Source organism: Paraburkholderia sp. SIMBA_030 (genome assembly GCF_046535245.1).
Taxonomy (GTDB): Bacteria; Pseudomonadota; Gammaproteobacteria; order Burkholderiales; family Burkholderiaceae; genus Paraburkholderia.
Window position 1 is genome coordinate 1 of the sequence record NZ_JAWRXB010000371.1, and the last position, 277, is coordinate 277.

A 277-nucleotide genomic window follows, 5' to 3' on the forward strand; every position below is an offset into this window, starting at 1 on the left:
GGAGGTAGGCTAGTTCGCTGTAAAGGAGCGTGCGCTTGGACAGCGAATAGTTTGCACCCAACGTGTACAACGTCCCGTTACCGTTGCCATGATTGGCGTTCGCGTGATAGACGGCGCCTGTCACCGCGAGTGCTGGTGTCGTCTGCCAGATTGCGCCAAGCCATTCATGATTCACGCTGGTCGGCAGCGTCGCACCGGCAGGAAGTCCGGGGGCGGCCGCCGTGCCGAAATACCCTGCATTGGATGCATCCGGCGCGCTCAGATGCTGGTAACCGAG

Annotated in this window: 1 protein-coding gene; it reads right to left on the reverse strand. The window is 61.0% G+C overall.

Annotated features, from left to right (window positions below):
* Positions 1-277: porin (locus tag SB772_RS40390; RefSeq protein ID WP_410838567.1), on the reverse strand; the 277-nt coding region annotated here is incomplete at both ends.